The 1,423-nt window shown below is 74.2% G+C and carries 1 protein-coding gene and 1 pseudogene; both read right to left on the bottom strand.

What is annotated here, in order from left to right:
- The coding region (locus ACWGH4_RS35075) for a GNAT family N-acetyltransferase (protein WP_453467958.1) at positions 1-1,033 on the bottom strand (1,033 nt) is incomplete at its 3' end.
- Positions 1,030-1,423, bottom strand: a pseudogene (locus ACWGH4_RS35070) (lipopolysaccharide biosynthesis protein); the annotation flags it as partial. The gene ACWGH4_RS35075 and the pseudogene ACWGH4_RS35070, both read right to left, overlap by 4 nt.

Raw genomic sequence — 1,423 nt, 5'->3', positions numbered from 1 at the left:
GCCGCAGCAGGGGCTCCAGAGAAGCCGGGGCGAGCAGCAGCCGCTGGTTGGTGACGGTCTCCGGACGCCAGTGGTTCTTGTACGGCTCCGCCCCCCGCAGCAGGCTGAGCACGCCCCGCCCCTCGTCGGCCGCCTGCTGCGCGTCGTGGCGCAGCAGCATGGTCGCCACGTCGGCCTTGCGGTCCCGCAGCACGGGGTCCGCCCCGTACAGATAGCCGCCCGCCATGCTGCCCGAGCGCAGGGTGAGCGCGGCCGCGACGACCTCGCCCTCCATCCGGAACTCCGTCAGGACGGCCTCCCCGCGGCGGGCCATCGCCCGGGTGGCGCGCACCAGATGGGCGGCGAACCGGGGCCTGAGATGCTCCGGGTTGACGCCGCGGCCGCGCCACTGGAGTTCGTGCAGCCGCAGCAGGTTCGCGACCGCCTCCGCGACCTCCGCCTCGGGCACCGGGTGTGCCTCGATCTTCAACGCGTCGATCTTGCGCAGTTTGGCGCGCACACGCTGCGCCCTGGGACTCGTCATCCGCTTGGCGAGCTCCTCGACGGGGGCGGCCGGCAGCTCCATGCAGACCGAGTCGGTGAGCCGGGCACGGGCGCCCTTCCAGCTCTCGTAGAGCCGCTCCGCCGCCGCGCCGGGACGCACCTCGCGCAGGTCGATCACCGCGTGGCGTGCCGCTCTGTGCAGGCCCCGCTCCAAGGCCCCGACCGCGGTCCGGACGTCGCCGCCGTCGACGAGTACGTCGCAGTGGTCGGAGATCCGGCCGCCCATCGGCACGAGCAGCGGCATGGGTGCGTGCGTCAGCGTCAACGGAGCGGCGCCGATCAGCCGGCCGTCGCGGCGGGCGAGGACGACGCGCAGCCGGCCGCTCGTGCCGTAGGACCGCCACCAGGAGTGGAGCCAGGCGTGGCTCTGGAAGGGGGTGGCGGTGGCACAGTCGTCGTACAGCCGGTTCCACTCCGGCTCCAGTGCGGCGAAGGCCTCCGGATCGCGGCAGAGGGTGACGGAGACGCGCCGCCCGCCGCCGGGGGTCACACCAGCTCCCGTTCGCCCACCGGTTCGGCGGGGTGCGCGGGCGCGGGCACCCCGGCGGTGGTGACGGCAGCCCTGCGGCGCGGTCCCACGAGCAGCGCCAGTCCGCCGATCAGACCGCCCGCGCAGCCGCCGACCGCGGCGGCGACCGGCAGCGACGGGGAGACCGACTCGTCCGGGGAGACGGCCTGCGAGAAGAGGGTCAGTGAGACGCCGGTGTTCTTGGACACCTGATTGCTGCTCACGAAAACGGCGTCGGCCACGGCGTTGGCGATGTCGGCGGCCTGGTCCGGATCGGTGGACGTGCCGGTGATCGCGATCATCGGTGAGTCGGGCGACGTCTCCGTCTCCACCCGGTCGCGCAGTTCGCCCGCCGGCACACCGGCCGCGACC

It is taken from the genome of Streptomyces sp. NPDC054847 (genome assembly GCF_053610925.1).
Note: the sequence above shows the minus strand (reverse complement) of the source record. Positions and strands in the feature narration are given on the sequence as shown.